We start from the raw sequence: 20,751 nt of genomic DNA on the forward strand, positions 1-20,751 counted from the left end.
TGATTTGATCTGGACCATTGTAATCTGCATTTGGCGTGTAATCTATCGTATCATCCGTTGGATCGTTTGGTGTGCCCCCATCGTTTACTGTTGCTGTACCATTGCTTGCACCACTAGTGATAGTGATCGTTCCTGTGCTTGCTCCATCGCCACCAAAACTATCGTCGTCTAATACTACAATGTTTACTGTATCGTCTTCATCTACACTTGCCGTATCGTCTACTGTTGTTGGTACATCATTTACCGAGTTTACTGTAATATCTACCACTGCCGTTTCACAATCGCCATCCGCATCACAGATCTGATACGTGATTTGATCTGGACCATTATAATCTGCATTTGGCGTGTAATCTATCGTATCATCCGTTGGGTCGTTTGGTGTGCCGCCATCGTTTACCGTAGCGGTACCATTGCTTGCACCACTAGTGATAGTGATCGTTCCTGTGCTTGCTCCATCGCCACCAAAACTATCGTCGTCTAATACTACAATGTTTACTGTATCGTCTTCATTTACACTTGCCGTATCGTCTACTGCTGTTGGTACACATGCAGAAACACTAGCATCTGTAGAACTACCAACTCCTTGACCAGCACCACTATTTACTGCAGTAGGTACTCCAGTTCCTGTTACGCCTCCTGTAACTCTTCCGTTTGCATCTACATCTGAAGACATTATATTCTCGGTTCCTTCAACAGCATCTGAACAACCGTCGCCATCACTATCACTATCTAAATAATCTGGTGTATTATCTCCATCTGTATCTAAAGATGGTGTTGAAAAAGTTACCCCATCAATTCCCATATATTCTCCTGCTGCACAAGTTGAAGGAGGTACTTGACTACCACCGCCTGTTTCAACTTCTAAAATTATATTAGTTAATGTAGATAAAACATTTTCTAAATCTGTATCTGTTATAGGACTTCCGTCACTATTATTCACCCAAGAAGAAGCATCTAAGTCTATTTGAATTAATTGCCAACCTGCATTGTAAATACCTGTTGCATCAAAAGTGTGTCTTACACTTAAAGTACTTCCTTGTAAAACAACTTGTTGTATATTTTGAGTACCATCTTGAACTCCAGAACCATCATATGTTCCGTTTATCCAATAATAAGATAAAGACCCGTTTAATAACTCTGTAGAAGAAAATGAAGAGGCGTCACCATTAAAATATGTTGGCCCACCAGCAGGATCTGTTACTAAAATATACTCACCGTCTGGTCCAGATGGAATTGATGAAAAATCACATCCTTGATTTGTTGAAGCATCTGTAGAATGATTAACATCTCCTTGATTATCTCCATCTGAATTCGTTCCATATGTCCATGATCCGGAAGCAGGCACTGTTTCAAATTCTTCTGAAACTGAAGTTGAAGCCCCTTCATCGGTATCTAAAATTCCATCATTATCATTATCTAAATCACACCCATCAGGAACACCATCTGAATCATTATCGGCAGTATCATCAAAACCGTTACAAACATCATTAGCATCTAAAACGCCATCATTATCTTGGTCGCATTGGCCAAAACTATCATATTGGGTGTTATCTGCCGATGTTCCAACAGATTGCCCGTTATTTACATCAACATCGTTTGGTACTCCTGTTGTACCGTTAACTGTTCCGGTTAACATACCGCTGCCATCTACAGAGCTTACTGGTATATTATCCCCTCCTTCTAATGCATCGTAACATCCATCGTTATCGCTGTCTGTATCAAATTGATCTGGAATTGTATCTCCATCGGTATCGCAAATTACATTTGGAGGGTATGAATTAGCAAAAGGAACATCCTGCCAACTACTTCCTCCATCTAAACTCCATTGCAATACAGTTCCTGACATTGCTCGACCATCCTGGTTTGTTAATAAAACTTTAATGTAACTATTTGTTGATGAAGGAATAAAAATAGGTGTTGCAGTTCCATTTCCTACAGCTTGACCTACAAATCTATAATCTGATGCATTTAAAGTTGGATTATTTGAACCATCATGAGCTACATAAAGCTGTTGAAGCGTGAAACGACTACCTAAAACCCTAAGTTGCGGTAAGGAACTTGGACCTGTTGTTGAAGGCACCTTAATTAATGCCTCTGTTATAATATAGTTTCCTGTAGGGTATGATGTACTAACAGATCTATAATCTGGATCTGAAGATTCATCATCTACACTTAAGCCTTGATCGAAACTTAAAACCGTACCCCCATCTGTAGAATTTACTTGAGTTGCTAAATTTGTAACTACAAAATCATCATCAGGTGCATAATCTGGCTGTAAAACAACATTATTAAAACCTCCATAAGGTTCTGTTATTTCTACTCTCCAATCTGGCCCTACTGACCCTCCTGAAGCAGCAACCCAAGGATTTTCTGCAGTTTCGCTATAACTATATAGAGACCAATGTTTAACTGCAAAACCATTTGTTGTTAAACAAGATAAATTTTCTTCCGTATCTAAAATACCATCGTTATCATCATCTAAATCACATCCGTCTGGTATACCATCAGAGTCATTATCGGCAGTATCATCAAAACCAGGACATATATCTGAAGCGTCCGGTACTCCATCACCATCGGTATCTGGTGGTGTTACTGATAAAGTTGCACTATTTTGAATGTTAATACAAACATTATCTGGATGTGTAACAACTAAATTATATACTTTACCGTCTAGACCTGTTACATCTGATATTGTTAATTCGTCGGTATTTACTCCACTGTAAACACCTGTATTACTTAAATCTATGCCATCTTCTTGCCATTGATAAATTAAAGCACTAGTTACATCGGTTTGACCCGAAGAATAATTGGGAGATCCTGAGGCAAATGTTTCGGTACTTGTAGCAGAGCTACTAGTTATGGTAAATGTTGTACTATTACCCTGAAAAACAGATTGATTTTGTAAAGCCGTAGCGTCTACTACTACTCTAGTTGCAATTTGAAAAGCATCTCCTGGCGGATTTGTTAATGTTGCCGGAGATGTATTGTAAGTATTACCAGTAACACCTGCGGCTGTCACTAAACCATTAGCATCAACATCTGTACTAGTTATCACTCCTCCGTAGGTTCCGTCGCTATTACTATCCGTGCCTGAAACCCCGTAGGCTTCATCTGCATCGTAGCAACCATCATTATCACTATCTATATCTAAATGATCTGGAGTTCCATCATCATCTGTGTCTATAGAAGTAAAAGTAGCACCTGTAGCTACTAAAGTAAAATTATCGATTAAAACTCCTTCATGAGAACCAGACGTAGGTGTTAATAAAATTCTATCTATGTTAGAAGATGCTGTAAAAGTAAAAGTTGCTGAACTCCAACCAACAACGTCGTAAAGACCTGCTGAACCCATTTTAGCTTGATAAATGATTCCTGGGTTTCCGGTAGCTAAATCACCTTCTATATTTCCATCTTGATAAAGATCGGTTAGGTCAATATAGTCAATATCGGAATAATTCGGAGTACCATCACTATCATGATCACCTTCCGTTGCTATATCGTCGTTAACTGTATAAAACTCAATCTCAACTGGAGGTGTGTTGTTTAAGTTATTATCAAAATCGTAAGCTGCCAAATCGAAAGAAAGCGTATACTGAACTCCGGCTTGTAAAGGATTTGCTAAATTCTGTATTAAAACTTCCCGTGTGTTCGCACTATCTTGATCGTAAGATGCGTCATTATTTCCATCACCGGAATGAAAACCAACATAATAACTCCCATCCGAAGCATTAAAATCGCTTCTTGTAGCGTTTTCATATAAATCTCCTGTTCCCCATACAAGATCCCAACTATCTACGGCAATACCTACATTTCCAGTTCCTGGCCCTAAATAAGAGCCGCCACGTTGATTACCTATATTAGGATTATTACTTTCGAAACTAGCGTTCGACAGATAATTTGTTACTGTTGCTGAATATCCTTCATCTGTATCTAATATACCATCATTGTCATCGTCTAAATCTATCGAATCTGCTACATTATCACCATCGGTATCTTGAGCTAGTGTTATTTGAGGTACGAAAGTTAGAAACACAAGTATTAAAAAAATCTTAATACTTGAAGCCATACTAAATTGATTAAAGATTGTTTCAAATCTCTTTAAATTATATGTTAAGAAAGGTTTCATTGGGGTAGTTGTTTTATTCATATTGCTAACAATTAATTTGAAGGAAAAAACTTTTTGTAAATGTACTATTTTACATCTATTCCTAAGTATTTATTAATTAAATTTTAGAAACATTATTGAGTTAGAAACTTTTTTTTCAAATAAGTCACAAAAAATAAAGGAAGTATTAAATTCTTTAAAAAATACTTCATACTTTAATTGTAATGCCTTGGGAGTAATTTTTTTTGTCATAAAGCTGGTATATTGCAAATTGATTGAAATCACATTAAATAAAATCTACTTCCGGTTTTAATCAGGTTATTTCATTCTAAAACTCTTATTATTGAAACAACTTGAACTTGAATTACAGAAATACATGCTTATACTTTAGGAATTAAAATTATTTCATTAAACACAATTTAAAACCTAAAATACCACGAGAAGAAAACATGTATCGATAAACGACACGCATGTATCGATAAAGTGTTTTTATTTATTAAAAAAACTCTTTTAATATTCTAAGCTACTAGTTTATTTCTGCAAGAGTTCTCTTAATTGATATTGTATAAAACTGTTAGAAAACTTAGGTAAACCCCTTTATAAATAGTTAACTCGTTTCATAAAAAATGCAAATGAATTCGTTTAAAACTAATTGTAATTTCTATTTTTGTACTCTTAAATAAAATAATGAGTTTTTTAAAAGAAATACAGCGCAGACGAACCTTTGGTATCATTTCGCATCCCGATGCAGGTAAAACTACTTTAACCGAAAAGTTATTACTTTTTGGAGGTGCCATACAAGAAGCAGGAGCCGTTAAAAGCAATAAGATAAAAAAAGGAGCCACCAGTGATTTTATGGAAATTGAACGCCAGCGTGGTATATCGGTTGCAACATCGGTTTTGGCATTCGAATATAATGGCACAAAAATTAACATTCTCGATACTCCAGGTCATAAAGATTTTGCAGAAGATACATTTAGAACTCTTACCGCAGTTGATAGTGTAATAGTTGTTATTGATGTTGCCAAAGGTGTAGAGGAGCAAACAGAAAAACTAGTTGAAGTTTGTCGCATGAGAAACATCCCTATGATTGTTTTTATAAACAAATTAGACCGTGAAGGTAAAGATGCTTTTGATTTGTTAGATGAAGTTGAGCAAAAACTAGGTTTAAAAGTATCTCCGTTAAGTTTCCCTATTGGCATGGGTTACGAATTTAAAGGTATTTACAACATTTGGGAGAAAAATGTAAATTTATTTAGTGGAGATAGCCGTAAAAATATTGAAGAAACTATTGAAATTTCAGATCTATCTTCACCTGAATTAGATAAACTTATTGGCGAAAATTCGGCAAATACATTAAGAGAAGAAATAGAGTTAGTTGAAGGCATATACCCAGAATTTAATAAAACGGATTACTTAGAAGGCAAACAACAACCCGTATTTTTTGGTTCGGCCTTAAATAATTTTGGAGTTCGTGAATTGCTCGATTGTTTTGTTGAAATAGCACCTAAACCACGTGCTAAACAAAGTGAAGAACGTTTGGTTAAACCTGATGAAAATAAGTTTAGTGGTTTTGTTTTTAAAATTCATGCCAACATGGATCCCAACCATCGTAACCGTTTGGCATTTGTTAAAATTGTTTCTGGAGAGTTTAAGCGAAACACGCCTTACCTTCATGTAAGAAATAATAAAAAATTAAAATTCTCGAGTCCGAATGCCTTTTTTGCAGAGAAAAAAGAAATTGTAGACATCTCGTACCCTGGAGATATTGTTGGTTTACAAGATACTGGAAGTTTTAAAATTGGTGACACTTTAACCGAAGGAGAAATATTAAACTATAAAGGTATTCCAAGCTTTTCACCAGAGCATTTTCGCTACATTAACAATGCCGACCCAATGAAGTCTAAACAGCTTTTTAAAGGGATAGATCAATTAATGGACGAAGGTGTAGCGCAACTTTTTACGCTGGAACTTAATGGAAGAAAAGTTATTGGTACGGTTGGTGCTTTACAATACGAGGTTATTCAATATAGATTAGAACATGAATATGGTGCAAAATGTACTTACGAAAATCTTAACGTACATAAAGCCTGCTGGGTAGATCCAGATGATCCAAAATCTGATGAATATAAAGAGTTTTTAAGAGTTAAACAGCGCTTTTTAGCAAAAGATAAGCAAGGGCAATTGGTATTTTTATCAGACTCTCCCTTTTCATTGCAAATGACACAGCAAAAATACCCGAGTGTAAAATTACATTTTACATCGGAGTTTGAATAAACTTAATTTCAATAAAAAAGCCTTTAAAAAATTAATTTTAAAGGCTTCTTTTTATGCTTGACCTGTTGGACCAAAGTTTAATGGAATTGGTGGTTGCTCTCCATAAAAATTTCGAGTAACAACAAATACTATTAGCTTATGCTTGTCCTGTAGGCCCAAAATTTAAGGGCATTGGTGGTTGCTCGTAATCTTTAATTTCACCATGTGCTTGCTCAAAGCGTAGCACATTGTCGTTTAACGCTTTTAATAATCGTTTAGCGTGTTGCGGTGTTAATATAATTCTCGATTTTACCTTACTTTTAGGGACACCAGGCATTATATTTACAAAATCTACTACAAATTCGGATACCGAATGGTTTATTATAGCTAAGTTAGAATATGTACCTTCCGCTACTTTTTCATCTAACTCTATATTTATTTGCCCTTGTTTTGGTTTACTTTTCTCGTCTGCCATTTTATATTTTTTTACACTTTCATAAAACGAAAGTTAAATTTTCTATGTATTTATTAAAAAAGCCTTCACGTGTTTACATGAAGGCTTTTGTTTTATAGATTCCCACATTCCTGTCTGCCGACGAGGCAGGCGCGGGATAAACAAAAATTATTAATTATAATTTAATTCTTGTTTTACTTGCATCATTTGGTCGAATTCTTCTTTCGAGCCTACAATAATATCGTTATACTTACGCATACCTGTACCTGCTGGAATTCTATGTCCAACAATTACATTTTCCTTTAAGCCTTCTAAAGTATCAACTTTACCAGCTACAGCTGCTTCGTTAAGTACTTTTGTAGTTTCCTGGAAGGATGCTGCAGAAATAAACGATTTAGTTTGAAGCGATGCTCTTGTAATACCTTGAAGAATTGGTGTTGCTGTTGCCGGTTGTGCATCACGAGCTACAACAAGATTCTTATCTTCACGACGTAAAATTGAGTTTTCATCACGTAATTGACGAGGCGTTACAATTTGACCTTCCTTAAGGTTAGCCGAATCTCCAGCATCTTCAATAACCTTCATACCGAAAATATCATCGTTTTCCTTAATAAAGTCTGCTTTATGAGCTAATTGATCTTCTAAGAATAAAGTATCTCCCGAATCAATAATTCTAACTTTACGCATCATTTGTCTTACAACAACTTCAAAATGCTTATCGTTAATTTTCACACCTTGTAAACGGTAAACTTCCTGTACTTCATTTACTAAGTATTGTTGTACCGCTGAAGGCCCTTTAATGTTTAATATGTCGTTTGGCGTAACAGAACCATCAGAAAGTGGCATACCAGCTTTTACAAAATCGTTTTCTTGTACAAGAATTTGATTCGATAACTTTACTAAGTATTTTTTAACCTCACCTAATTTAGATTCTACGATAATTTCACGGTTACCACGTTTAATTTTACCAAAAGATACCACACCATCAATCTCTGAAACAACAGCTGGGTTAGATGGGTTACGTGCCTCGAATAATTCGGTTACACGAGGTAAACCTCCCGTAATATCTCCCGCTTTTGCAGATTTACGTGGTATTTTAACTAAAATTTTACCAACGCTAATCTTCTCTCCATCATCAATCATTAAATGCGCCCCAACAGGTAAGTTGTACGAACGTATGGTTTCACCACTACTATCTTCAATGTGAAGTGTAGGAATTAGCTTTTTATTTCTAGATTCTGAAATTACTTTTTCTTGGAAACCGGTTTGTTCATCAATCTCAACTTGGTAAGTTATACCTTGTTCAATGTTTTCATATTTTACTTTACCAGCAAACTCAGAAATAATTACACCGTTATATGGATCCCAACTACAAACCACATCACCTTTAGTTAAGTTCGCTCCATTTTTAATATTAAGCGTAGAACCATAAGGAATGTTATTGGTACTTAAAACAATACCTGTTTTCTTATCGATAAGTTTAAGTTCAGATGTTCTAGAAATAACAATATCAATATCGTTACCTTCGTTATCTTGACCTTTAACTGTTTTTAAATCTTCTATTTCAGCTACACCATCAAACTTAACAATAAGTTTATTTTCTTCCGAGATGTTACCAGCAATACCTCCCACGTGGAATGTACGAAGTGTTAACTGCGTACCTGGTTCACCAATAGATTGTGCTGCTACAACACCAACGGCTTCACCTTGCTGAACCATTTTACCTGTTGCTAAGTTACGTCCGTAACATTTAGCACAAATACCGCGAGTGGCTTCACAAGATAAAGGAGAACGAACTTCAACTGTTTCAACTGGCGAATCTCCAATAGTTTTTGCTATTTGGTCGTCTATTAACTGTCCAGAAGATACTAATAACTCATCTGTTAATGGGTTATATATATCGTTTAATGAAACTCTACCTACTATTCTAGCAGCTAATGTTTCAACGATTTCATCATTTTTCTTAAGTGCTTCAACTTCTACACCTCTTAATGTTCCACAATCTACAGAGTTAATAATAACATCTTGAGAAACATCTACTAAACGACGTGTTAAGTAACCTGCATCAGCTGTTTTTAATGCGGTATCTGCAAGACCTTTACGAGCACCGTGAGTAGAGATAAAGTATTCTAAAATTGAAAGACCTTCTTTAAAGTTAGAAAGAATTGGGTTTTCAATAATTTCACCACCACCGGCATTCGATTTTTTAGGTTTTGCCATTAAACCACGCATACCTGTTAACTGACGAATCTGTTCTTTAGAACCACGAGCCCCAGAATCAAGCATCATAAACACAGAGTTAAACCCTTGTTGATCTTCGCGAATACGCTTCATAGATAACTCGGTTAATTCGGCGTTAGTTGATGTCCAAATATCAATAACTTGGTTATAACGTTCGTTATTGGTAATAAGACCCATATTATAGTTCCCCATAATACCATCAACTTGTTTATTGGCAGCATCAATCATACCTTGCTTTTCAGCAGGAATAATAATATCACCTAAACTAAATGATAAACCTCCTTTAAATGCGAAATTGAAACCTAATGTTCTAATCGCATCTAAGAAATCTGCCGTTTCAGGAACCGAAGTTGCTTTTAAAATATCACCAATAATATCTCTTAACGACTTTTTAGTAAGTACTTTGTTTATGAAACCAGCTGCTTGTGGTACGTGTTGATTAAATAACACACGCCCAACAGTTGTTTCAATAATCATTCTGTCTAACTTACCTTCTTCATTAATATCAATTGTACGAACTTTTATTGATGCATTTAAATCAACACGTTTTTCGTTAAAAGCGATTTCTACTTCTTCTGGAGAATAGAATGTTAATCCTTCACCTTTAATTGCTAAATCTGGTGTAGATTTGCGCTCTTTGGTCATATAATATAAACCAAGTACCATATCTTGAGATGGTACTGCTACTGGCGAACCATTTGCAGGGTTTAAAATATTATGTGATGCCAACATTAATAATTGACACTCTAAGATTGCCTCTGGTCCTAAAGGTAAATGCACCGCCATTTGGTCACCATCGAAATCGGCGTTAAATGCCGTACAAACTAATGGGTGTAATTGTATTGCTTTACCTTCAATTAACTTAGGTTGGAAAGCTTGAATACCCAAACGGTGTAATGTAGGAGCACGGTTTAGTAATACTGGGTGTCCTTTAAGAACATTTTCCAAGATATCCCAAACCACAGGCTCTCTTTTATCTATAATTTTCTTTGCAGATTTTACAGTTTTAACAATACCTCTTTCAATTAACTTTCTAATTACAAAAGGCTTGTAAAGTTCTGCCGCCATATTTTTTGGCAATCCACATTCAAATAATTTTAATTCTGGACCTACAACAATTACTGAACGCGCCGAGTAATCTACACGTTTACCAAGTAAGTTTTGACGGAAACGCCCTTGCTTACCTTTTAAACTATCTGACAAAGATTTTAACGGACGGTTAGAATCGGTTTTTACTGCTGAAGATTTACGTGTGTTATCAAATAATGAATCTACAGATTCTTGTAACATACGCTTTTCGTTACGTAAAATTACTTCAGGTGCTTTAATTTCAACTAAACGCTTTAAACGGTTGTTACGGATAATAACACGACGGTATAAATCATTTAAATCTGAAGTTGCGAAACGACCACCATCTAACGGTACTAACGGACGTAATTCTGGCGGAATGATTGGAATAACCTTCATAATCATCCACTCTGGTCTGTTTTCGCGGTTATTGTTAGATTCACGTAAAGCTTCAACCACTTGTAAACGTTTTAAAGCTTCTGTTTTACGTTGTTTAGACGTTTCAGTGTTTGCTTTATGACGTAATTCGTATGATAAAGTCTCTAAATCTATTCTAGCTAATAACTCGATTAAGCACTCTGCCCCCATTTTAGCGATAAACTTATTAGGGTCGGTGTCATCTAAATATTGATTGTCTTGTGGAAGTGTATCTAATATGTTTAAATATTCTTCTTCCGTAAGGAAATCTAATTTTTGTAAAGGTTCGCCTTCTTCATTTTTAGCATTACCTGGTTGAATTACTACGTAACGTTCGTAGTAAATAATCATATCTAATTTCTTAGATGGTAAACCAAGTAAATAACCAATTTTGTTAGGTAAAGAACGGAAATACCAAATATGTGCTACTGGCACCACTAAATTAATATGCCCTACTCTATCACGACGTACTTTCTTCTCTGTTACTTCAACACCACAACGGTCGCAAACAATACCTTTATAACGGATTCTTTTATATTTACCACAAGCACACTCGTAATCCTTTACAGGACCAAAAATACGCTCACAGAACAAACCATCTCTTTCTGGTTTGTGAGTTCGATAATTGATAGTTTCTGGTTTTAAAACCTCGCCACGAGATTCTGCTAAAATAGACTCTGGTGATGCTAAACCAATTGAGATTTTATTAAATCTCTTTACTGTATTCTTATCTTGTTTTCTTGCCATTTCTTTTGAATTAGTTGTAGGCTGTTGGTTGTTGGTTGCTGGTTCTAACAACTACCAACAAACAACTAACAACCGTTAAAAATTTTACTCCTCTAATCTGATATCTAATCCTAAACCTTTCAATTCATGCATTAATACATTGAATGATTCTGGTAAACCAGGATCTGGCATTGGCTCTCCTTTAACTATACTTTCGTAAGTTTTTGCTCTACCAATTACGTCATCAGATTTTACAGTTAATATTTCTCGTAAAGTACTTGATGCTCCATATGCTTCAAGTGCCCAAACTTCCATCTCACCAAAACGCTGACCACCAAATTGTGCTTTACCACCAAGAGGTTGTTGCGTAATTAATGAGTAAGGTCCTATAGAACGTGCGTGCATTTTATCATCTACCATGTGTCCTAACTTTAACATGTAAATTACACCTACCGTTGCTGGCTGATCGAAGCGCTCTCCTGTACCACCATCGTACAAATACGTATGACCGTAACGTGGAATTCCAGCCTCGTCTGTTAATGCATTAATCTGATCGATAGTTGCTCCATCAAAAATTGGTGTAGCATATTTTCTATCTAATTTTTGTCCAGCCCATCCAAGAACAGTTTCATAAATCTGACCAATGTTCATACGAGATGGTACACCTAGTGGGTTAAGTACGATATCAACAGGAGTTCCGTCTTCTAAGAATGGCATATCTTCTTGACGAACAATACGTGCTACGATACCTTTGTTACCGTGACGACCTGCCATTTTATCACCAACTTTAAGTTTACGTTTTTTAGCAATGTAAACTTTAGCAAGTTTAATAATTCCTGATGGTAACTCGTCTCCTACAGAAATAGTAAACTTTTCACGACGTAACGCACCTTGTAAATCGTTTTCTTTGATTTTGTAATTGTGAATTAAATCAGCAACTAATTGGTTTGTATGCTCATCGGTAGTCCATTTACCTGAAACTAAATGTGCATAATCATCAACAGCATTTAACATTTTTAAAGTGAATTTTTTACCTTTTGGTAATACTTCTTCACCTAAATCATTAAAAATTCCTTGAGCTGTTTTACCGTTTACAATTGCAAAAAGTTTTTCAACTAAAATCTCTTTTAAATCGTCGAACTTTCTATCGTATTGCGCTTCAAGAGCTAAAATATCATCTTTATCTTGAGCTCTCTTACGCTTATCTTTTACTGCTCTAGCAAATAATTTCTTCTCGATTACTACACCATTTAATGATGGAGAAGCTTTTAAAGATGCATCTTTAACATCACCTGCTTTATCACCAAAAATAGCACGTAATAATTTTTCTTCTGGAGTAGGATCGCTTTCACCTTTTGGAGTAATTTTTCCAATTAAGATGTCGCCAGGTTTAACCTCGGCACCTACGCGAATCATACCGTTTTCATCTAGATCTTTAGTAGCTTCTTCTGAAACGTTAGGGATATCATTAGTTAACTCTTCGTTACCTAATTTAGTATCTCTAACCTCTAAAGAGTACTCATCAATGTGAATAGATGTAAATATATCTTCACGAACAACTTTTTCTGAAATTACAATCGCATCCTCAAAATTATAACCTTTCCAAGGCATAAAGGCTACTTTCATGTTTCTTCCTAAGGCTAATTCACCTTGTTGAGTCGCATAACCTTCACATAAAACTTGACCTTTGGTTACAGTATCACCTTTAACAACAATTGGCTTAAGGTTGATTGACGTACCTTGGTTCGTTTTTCTAAACTTAATTAATGGATACGTTTTAATATCAGAATCGAAGCTTACTTTAGCCTCATCTTCTGTTCGGTCGTATCTAATTTTAATTTCGTTAGCATCAACATATAAAACTTCACCTGTTCCTTCTGCATTTATTAATACTCTAGAATCTTTAGCAACTTGACGCTCAAGACCAGTTCCAACAATTGGAGAATCTACTCTTAATAATGGTACTGCTTGACGCATCATGTTTGATCCCATTAATGCACGGTTTGCATCATCATGTTCTAAGAATGGAATTAATGAAGCCGAGATAGACGAAATTTGGTTTGGTGCTACATCGGTATAATGTAAATCAGTTGGTTCAATTACAGGGAAATCACCTTCCATACGTGCGATTACCTTATCATGTAATATCTTACCATCCTCATCAACATTTACAGTTGCTTGAGCGATTAACTTTTCTTCTTCCTCTTCTGCACTTAAATATGTTGGTGCATTTTTAATATCGACTACACCGTTTTCAACTGGACGATAAGGTGTTTCAATGAATCCCATTGAGTTAACTTTCGCATAAACTGAAAGTGAAGAAATAAGACCAATGTTTGGTCCTTCTGGTGTTTCAATAGGACAAAGTCTTCCGTAATGCGTATAGTGAACATCACGAACCTCGAAACCGGCTCTTTCACGAGAAAGACCACCAGGACCTAATGCTGACAAACGACGTTTGTGAGTGATCTCTGCTAATGGATTCGTTTGGTCCATGAACTGAGATAACTGGTTTGTACCAAAGAATGAATTAATTACAGAAGATAATGTCTTTGCATTAATTAAATCAATTGGAGTAAACACCTCGTTATCACGTACATTCATACGCTCACGAATAGTACGCGCCATACGTGCTAAACCAACTCCAAATTGTTGAGATAATTGCTCACCCACTGTACGTACACGACGGTTAGATAAGTGATCGATATCATCAATCTCTGCTTTAGAGTTAATAAGCTCAATTAAATATTTTATAATAGTTATAATATCTTCTTTGGTAAGTACTTGCTTATCCATTCCAATATCTAACTGTAATTTTTTGTTCATTCTATAACGACCAACTTCTCCAAGTGAATAACGTTGATCTGAGAAGAATAACTTGTCAATTATACCACGAGCCGTTTCCTCATCTGGCGGTTCTGCATTACGTAATTGACGGTATATATGTTCTACAGCCTCTTTTTCGGAGTTTGTAGGATCTTTTTGAAGCGTGTTATGAATAATGGCATAATCACCTTGTTCATTAGATTCTTTATGAAGTAGAATCGTTTTAACATCAGCTTCAATAATTTCTTCAATATTATCTTTATCTAAAATAGTATCACGATCAAGTACAATTTCGTTACGCTCGATTGATACTACTTCACCTGTATCTTCATCTACAAAATCTTCATGCCATGTATTAAGTACACGTGCAGCTAATTTGCGACCTAAATATTTTTTAAGACCTGTTTTAGATACTTTAGCTTCTTCAGCTAAATCAAAAATTTCCAAAATATCTTTATCACGCTCAAAACCAATAGCACGGAAAAGCGTAGTAACAGGTAATTTTTTCTTTCTATCGATATAAGCATACATTACTTGGTTTATATCGGTAGCGAATTCTATCCATGATCCTTTAAAAGGAATAACTCTAGCTGAATATAATTTAGTACCATTAGCATGGAATGACTGCCCGAAGAATACCCCTGGCGAACGGTGTAATTGCGATACAACAACACGCTCTGCACCATTAATAACAAAGGTACCACTAGGTGTCATGTAAGGAATGGTTCCTAAATAAACATCTTGAACAATGGTTTCGAAATCTTCATGTTCCGGATCGGTACAGTATAATTTTAACCTAGCTTTTAGCGGCACGCTATAAGTAAGTCCTCTTTCTATACACTCTTCGATAGTATACCTGGGCGGATCTACGAAGTAATCTAAAAACTCTAATACAAATTGATTACGCGAATCTGTAATTGGAAAGTTTTCCATGAAGGTATTATAAAGACCTTCATCTCCTCGCTCCTCAGACTTAGTTTCTAGTTGGAAAAAATCTTGAAACGACTTAATTTGAATATCCAAAAAATCTGGATATTCCGTTCTATTAACAATAGAGGAGAAATTTAATCTTTCAGCTTGTGTTGACAACATCAATGGACGGAATTTTGATTAAAAAAATAATTAAAGTGTTCTTTAAACACTTGAAAAAACGGCACATTACAGTACCAAAAAATATATTTTATTTGCTATACTTTTATATACGCAAAATGGTCTAGGTGATATCCCGCCCTTCAGCGGGATAAACCTAAACCTTTGTTTTTAAGAGTAGTTAAGCTTATTTAAGCTCAACCTCTGCTCCTGCTTCTTCTAAAGAAGATTTTAAAGCTTCTGCTTCATCCTTAGCAACACCTTCTTTTATTGGAGATGGAGCATCGTCAACTAATCCTTTAGCTTCTTTTAATCCTAAACCAGTTAATTCCTTAACTAATTTTACAACAGCTAATTTAGAACCACCTGCCGCTTTTAAGATTACATCAAATTCAGTTTTTTCTTCAGCAGCGTCACCACCACCTGCAGCAGGACCAGCAACAGCAACTGCAGCAGCAGCAGCAGGCTCAATACCATACTCATCTTTTAATATAGTAGCTAACTCGTTTACTTCTTTAACTGTTAAGTTAACTAATTGTTCTGCGAAATCTTTTAAATCTGCCATTTTTCTATCGTTTTAATAGTGTTTTTAATAATATAATTGTAATAAAGTGCGTACTCGCTAATACTATCCTTCTTTCTCAGATAGTGTTTTAATAATACCTGCAATTTTCCCGCCGCTTGACTTAAGTGCTGAAACAACGTTTTTAGCAGGCGATTGTAATAATCCTACAATCTCTCCTAATAATTCGTCTTTAGACTTAATATCAACTAATGCGTCTAACTGCTCATCGCCAATATAAATTGCTTCTTCAATAAAAGCTCCTTTTAATAAAGGTTTCTCTGCTTTCTTACGGAAGTTTTTAATTAATTTTGCTGGCGCGTTACCTGCTTCGGCATACATCACAGATGTATTTCCTTTTAATACTGATGGTAAGTCTCCAAATTCTTTATCTGAAGCCTCCATTGCTTTAGCAAGTAAGGTATTTTTAACAACTGCCATTTTTACGTTTGCCTTAAAAGCCGCACGACGTAAATCTGATGTTGCTCCTGCGTTTAACCCAGAAATATCAGCTAAATAGATATTTGCATTATTGGCTAATTCTGCAGTTAACTCCTCAATAACTTGTGATTTTTCTTCTCTTGTCATAATAAAAGTTTTAACTTAATTAACCAATTTTAGGATCAACAGCAATACTAGGACTCATTGTAGAAGAAATAAAAATACTCTTTACGTAAGTACCTTTTGCAGTTGTTGGTTTTAATTTTATTAATGTTTGTAATAATTCATTTGCATTTCCTGCAATTTTATCAGCACTAAATGATGCCTTTCCAATAGCCGCGTGTACAATACCCGTTTTATCAACTTTAAAATCGATTTTACCAGCTTTTACTTCGCTTACTGCTTTTGAAATATCCATGGTTACTGTACCTGTTTTAGGGTTAGGCATTAAACCACGAGGACCTAATACACGTCCTAAAGGACCTAATTTACCCATAACACTTGGCATAGTAATAATCACATCTACATCGGTCCAGCCCCCTTTAATTTTATCAAGGTACTCATCTAAACCAACATAATCTGCCCCAGCTTCTTTAGCTTCTGCTTCTTTATCTGGGGTTACTAATGCTAATACTTTCATGTCTTTACCAGTACCGTGAGGTAACGAAACCACACCACGCACCATTTGATTTGCTTTACGCGGATCTACTCCTAAACGCACTGCGATATCTACTGATGCATCAAATTTTGTATTGGTAACTTCTTTAACTAAGGCCGATGCTTCGTTTAACGAATACACTCTACCTTTTTCAATTTTCGCTAAAGCTTCTTTTTGCTTTCTTGTTAATCTTGCCATTTTGTAATGTCTTTAATAGATTAAGATGGAAACTGACCAGTTACAGTTATTCCCATTGATCTTGCTGTACCAGCTACCATACGCATTGCAGATTCAATTTCGAATGCATTTAAATCTTGCATTTTATCTTCTGCAATAGCTTTAACTTGGTCCCAAGATACTTTAGCTACTTTTTTTCGGTTAGGTTCACCAGAACCTTTTTTCACCTTGGCCGCTTCTAATAATTGTACTGCAGCTGGAGGAGTTTTAATAACGAAGTCGAAAGACTTGTCTTTATAAACAGAGATAACAACAGGTAATACTTTACCAGCTTTATCTTGAGTTCTAGCATTAAATTGCTTACAGAACTCCATAATGTTAACTCCAGCAGCACCTAAAGCGGGTCCAACCGGTGGCGACGGATTCGCAGCACCTCCCCGAACTTGTAACTTAACTACTTTACCTAATTCTTTTGCCATTTTTAATAATTTAGTTTGATACGTTTTTAATTGGAAGCAAAAAACGAATCATTTTATATAGTGTAACAATTATTATACTTTTTCTACCTGCATATAACTTAATTCTAACGGTGTTTTTCTTCCAAAAATCTTCACCATTACTTCAAGCTTACGCTTTTCTTCGTTAATGTTTTCAATGGTACCATCAAATCCATTAAAAGGACCATCAATAACTTTCACAGTTTCGCCTTTTGTATAAGGAATGGCAACATTAGCTGTTTCCTCTACAGCAAGTTCATCAACCTTACCTAACATCCTATTCACTTCAGATTGTCTTAACGGCACAGGATCTCCTCCTTTTGTCTCACCTAAGAAACCAATTACATTTGTTACCGAACGAATGATGTGTGGTACTTCGCCCGTTAAATTAACTTGTACCATAATATACCCTGGAAAAAATACTTTCTCTTTATGTATTTTTTTTCCATTGCGAATTTGAACAACACGTTCTGTAGGAACCAAAACTTGATCTACATAATCCTGCATTCCTAATCGTGCTATCTCGTTCTCTATGTATGTTTTTATTTTGTTCTCTTGCCCACTAACTGCACGAACTACATACCATTTTTTCTCACTTACTTCAGACATAATCTTTTTCTTTAACTTTTAAATGTTAACCAATCCATTGAAAGTAAGCCGTAATAACTTTACTAAAAACTGTATCGACACCCCAAATAGCAAGTGAAAATATAATAGAAAACACAGCCACTAAAACCGTTAAACTTTGTGCTTCTGCCCAACTTGGCCACGTCACATTATTTTTAAGTTCTGCAAATGATTCCTTTATATAATTTACAATTCCCATATTGTTATTTTTTTAATAAAACAAGACGAATTAAAAACCCACTTGTTAAACCCATTTTTATTGCACGGGAGGAGAGACTCGAACTCCCGACACCTGGTTTTGGAGACCAGTGCTCTACCAACTGAGCTACACCCGTATTTATACTTAAAGGTATTCCGACGAACGGAACACCCTTAGTATAAAATTTATATTATTCTAATTAATCTAGAATTTCAGTTACCTGACCAGCACCTACTGTTCTACCACCTTCACGAATTGCGAAACGTAAACCAACGTTCATTGCAATTGGTTGAATTAATTCAACAGTAATAGTTAAGTTATCACCAGGCATTACCATTTCAACTCCATCAGGTAAAGCAATATTACCAGTTACGTCAGTTGTACGTACGTAGAACTGTGGACGGTAGTTGTTATGGAATGGAGTGTGACGTCCACCTTCTTCTTTTTTAAGGATATAAACCTCAGCTTTAAAGTTTTTGTGTGGAGTTACAGATCCAGGCTTAGTAATTACCATACCTCTAGAGATTTGAGTTTTCTCAATACCTCTTAATAAGATACCAGCATTATCACCAGCTTCACCTCTATCTAATATTTGACGGAACATTTCGATACCTGTGATAGTAGAAGTTAATTTCTCTGCACCCATACCAATAATTTCTACAGGATCACCTGTGTTAGCTACACCAGTTTCAATACGACCAGTTGCAACAGTACCACGACCAGTAATAGAGAATACGTCTTCGATAGGCATTAAGAAAGGCTTATCCATATCACGTACTGGCTCTTCGATCCAATCGTCACAAGCTTGCATTAATTCTAATACTGTATCAACCCACTTTTGCTCTCCGTTAAGCGCACCTAAAGCAGAACCAGAAATTACAGGTCCGTTATCACCGTCGTACTCATAGAAGTTTAATAAATCTCTAACTTCCATATCTACTAACTCTAATAACTCCTCATCATCAACCATATCTACTTTGTTTAAGAAAACAACGATACGAGGAATACCTACTTGACGACCTAATAAGATGTGCTCGCGAGTTTGTGGCATAGGACCATCAGTAGCAGCAACAACTAAAATAGCTCCATCCATCTGAGCAGCACCAGTTACCATGTTTTTTACGTAATCGGCGTGACCAGGACAATCTACGTGCGCGTAGTGACGATTTGCTGTTTGATACTCAACGTGAGACGTATTAATTGTAATACCTCTTTCTTTTTCTTCTGGAGCGTTATCAATTTGATCGAAATCTCTCGCTTCTGATAAACCTGCATCAGCTAATACTTTAGTAATAGCAGCAGTTAAAGTTGTTTTACCGTGATCTACGTGTCCAATTGTACCAATATTTAAGTGTGGTTTTGAACGATCGAAAGTTGCCTTTGCCATGTTTTTAAATAAATTTAATCTTAGTTATATAATAATATTAGTGTAATCTAATAATTTTTTATTCTATTTTTTAGAGCCAATGACGGGATTTGAACCCGTGACCTCTTCCTTACCAAGGAAACGCTCTACCCCTGAGCTACACCGGCAATTTTTGTTTAAAGTTTCTAGTTTAAAGTTTAAAGTTTTTCAAACATTACACTTTACCCAAAACCGATAACTCTTTTGAGCGGGAGACCGGGTTCGAACCGGCGACATTCAGCTTGGAAGGCTGACGCTCTACCAACTGAGCTACTCCCGCGTTTTGCAAACTTCAAAAACCAACTATTAAAAACAACAATTGACCTTTATTTGAAATTTAATACGCTTAATGCATTTGTGGGGAGAGCAGGATTCGAACCTGCGAAGACATAGTCAGCAGATTTACAGTCTGCCCTCGTTGGCCGCTTGAGTATCTCCCCAATGGTATTCAATATTTTAAAGACCTTCCTCGAAAATTCGAGCCTTATTATTTAAGGTTTTTTGAGCCGATGGAGGGACTCGAACCCACGACCTGCTGATTACAAATCAGCTGCTCTAGCCAGCTGAGCTACATCGGCGTTTTTTATACTTTTTCCCATATAAAAAAAGCCCGTTATTTCTAACGGACTGCAAATGTAGAGATTTATTTTTGTATTCAAAACATTTTTTAAAAAATTTTACTATAAATATGCTCTTAATTTTTCTTTTCGCTTTTTTAACTGTCTCTCTAACGACGCAATTGCTGTATCTGCACCTTCTTCGAAGGTTTTACATTGCTTTTTCACCACAAGACTATCACCTGGAACACTTACTCTGGCTTCAAATATTTTATTGGCTTTTTCACTGGTGTTTTCAACTTTTAAAAAAACATCAGACTTAATGACCTTGTCATAAAATAAATCTAATTTATCCATTCGTTTTTGAATAAATTGAATTAATTTTTGATCTGCATTAAAATTTACGGATTGCGTGTTTACTTTCATGTTAAACAAAAGGTTTAGTT

13 protein-coding genes and 5 tRNA genes are annotated in these 20,751 nt (G+C 35.6%); 1 reads left to right on the forward strand and 17 read right to left on the reverse strand.

Translation table 11 applies throughout. The features are described from left to right. On the reverse strand, positions 1–4,033 hold a 4,033-nt coding region (locus LG651_RS10280; RefSeq protein WP_226696048.1), incomplete at its 3' end, for an Ig-like domain-containing protein. 759 nt (positions 4,034–4,792) lie between these two features. On the opposite strand from LG651_RS10280, the gene LG651_RS10285 reads away from it, so the two are divergent. After that, a complete protein-coding gene (locus tag LG651_RS10285) occupies positions 4,793–6,382 on the forward strand; it encodes a peptide chain release factor 3 (protein WP_226696049.1) in 1,590 nt (529 codons plus the stop codon). A 136-nt stretch (positions 6,383–6,518) separates the two neighbouring features. Here the strand turns inward: LG651_RS10285 and LG651_RS10290 are convergent, their stop codons facing one another. The 16 genes from LG651_RS10290 to hpf form a co-directional block, all read right to left on the reverse strand. Next, positions 6,519–6,836 (reverse strand): DUF3467 domain-containing protein, encoded by a 318-nt coding sequence (locus LG651_RS10290; protein ID WP_226696050.1) that lies wholly within the window; start codon positions 6,834–6,836, stop codon positions 6,519–6,521. Positions 6,837–6,986: 150 nt separating this feature from the next. Next, entirely contained in the window at positions 6,987–11,288 is a 4,302-nt protein-coding gene (rpoC, locus tag LG651_RS10295) for a DNA-directed RNA polymerase subunit beta' (RefSeq protein ID WP_226696051.1), read from the reverse strand. Positions 11,289–11,372: 84 nt separating this feature from the next. Beyond that, positions 11,373–15,185, reverse strand: coding sequence for a DNA-directed RNA polymerase subunit beta (rpoB, locus tag LG651_RS10300; RefSeq protein WP_226696052.1), 3,813 nt, complete (start codon positions 15,183–15,185; stop codon positions 11,373–11,375). 184 nt (positions 15,186–15,369) lie between these two features. Further along, a complete protein-coding gene (gene rplL, locus LG651_RS10305) occupies positions 15,370–15,747 on the reverse strand; it encodes a 50S ribosomal protein L7/L12 (protein WP_226696053.1) in 378 nt (125 codons plus the stop codon). Positions 15,748–15,810: 63 nt separating this feature from the next. Beyond that, complete coding sequence (rplJ, locus tag LG651_RS10310) at positions 15,811–16,332, reverse strand: 50S ribosomal protein L10 (protein ID WP_226696054.1); 522 nt, start codon at positions 16,330–16,332, stop codon at positions 15,811–15,813. Between the two features lie 19 nt (positions 16,333–16,351). After that, the gene (gene rplA, locus LG651_RS10315) at positions 16,352–17,041 is read right to left on the reverse strand and encodes a 50S ribosomal protein L1 (protein WP_226696055.1); all 690 of its coding nucleotides are present in this window, start codon (positions 17,039–17,041) and stop codon (positions 16,352–16,354) included. Positions 17,042–17,061: 20 nt separating this feature from the next. Then, positions 17,062–17,499, reverse strand: a complete 438-nt coding sequence (gene rplK, locus LG651_RS10320) for a 50S ribosomal protein L11 (RefSeq protein WP_226544077.1) — start codon at positions 17,497–17,499, stop codon at positions 17,062–17,064. Between the two features lie 72 nt (positions 17,500–17,571). Further along, positions 17,572–18,126, reverse strand: coding sequence for a transcription termination/antitermination protein NusG (nusG, locus tag LG651_RS10325; protein ID WP_226696056.1), 555 nt, complete (start codon positions 18,124–18,126; stop codon positions 17,572–17,574). 25 nt (positions 18,127–18,151) lie between these two features. Further along, on the reverse strand, positions 18,152–18,343 hold the full coding sequence (gene secE, locus LG651_RS10330; protein ID WP_044626064.1) for a preprotein translocase subunit SecE: 192 nt from the start codon (positions 18,341–18,343) through the stop codon (positions 18,152–18,154). Positions 18,344–18,406: 63 nt separating this feature from the next. Further along, a tRNA-Trp gene (locus LG651_RS10335) sits at positions 18,407–18,479 on the reverse strand. Between the two features lie 63 nt (positions 18,480–18,542). Further along, complete coding sequence (gene tuf, locus LG651_RS10340; protein ID WP_226696057.1) at positions 18,543–19,730, reverse strand: elongation factor Tu; 1,188 nt, start codon at positions 19,728–19,730, stop codon at positions 18,543–18,545. A 74-nt stretch (positions 19,731–19,804) separates the two neighbouring features. Continuing rightward, positions 19,805–19,876: transfer RNA gene (locus LG651_RS10345), tRNA-Thr, on the reverse strand. A 79-nt stretch (positions 19,877–19,955) separates the two neighbouring features. Continuing rightward, a tRNA-Gly gene (locus tag LG651_RS10350) sits at positions 19,956–20,028 on the reverse strand. A gap of 78 nt (positions 20,029–20,106) precedes the next feature. Then, positions 20,107–20,188: transfer RNA gene (locus LG651_RS10355), tRNA-Tyr, on the reverse strand. Between the two features lie 64 nt (positions 20,189–20,252). Further along, positions 20,253–20,326: transfer RNA gene (locus LG651_RS10360), tRNA-Thr, on the reverse strand. Between the two features lie 102 nt (positions 20,327–20,428). Beyond that, entirely contained in the window at positions 20,429–20,731 is a 303-nt protein-coding gene (gene hpf, locus LG651_RS10365) for a ribosome hibernation-promoting factor, HPF/YfiA family (protein ID WP_226696058.1), read from the reverse strand. Positions 20,732–20,751 lie beyond the last annotated feature (20 nt).

Source organism: Neotamlana sargassicola (genome assembly GCF_020523965.1).
Lineage (GTDB): Bacteria > Bacteroidota > Bacteroidia > Flavobacteriales > Flavobacteriaceae > Neotamlana > Neotamlana sargassicola.